Origin of the sequence: Streptomyces katrae, from assembly GCF_000966975.1 — a bacterium.
Taxonomy (GTDB): Bacteria; Actinomycetota; Actinomycetes; order Streptomycetales; family Streptomycetaceae; genus Streptomyces; species Streptomyces katrae.
Genome location: NZ_JZWV01001839.1, coordinates 1 through 225, shown reverse-complemented (window position 1 = coordinate 225; position 225 = coordinate 1). Strand labels below are relative to the sequence as shown.

At 77.3% G+C, this 225-nt stretch carries 1 pseudogene; it reads right to left on the bottom strand.

The features are described 5' to 3' along the window. A pseudogene (locus tag VR44_RS40760) lies at positions 1–225 on the bottom strand (MFS transporter); the annotation flags it as partial.

The following is a 225-nucleotide window of genomic DNA, read 5'->3' as shown; positions in this document are numbered from 1 at the left end:
CCGCCCGCCCGAGCGCGAGCAGGGCGCTGCCCGCGGGCGGCCCGGCGAAGCCGGACGCGGCGGTCTGGGTGCCGCGCAGGCGGGAGTTGGCGCGCTCCAGCAGTGCGGGGTCGCGGCCGAGCAGGTCCGGCAGGTAGGTCGTGGCGGCCGTGTCGAAGAAGAGTCCGCCGAGGCCGAGGAGGAAGGCGACGGCCGCGAGCAGGGGAATGCTCAGCACGTCGAGCG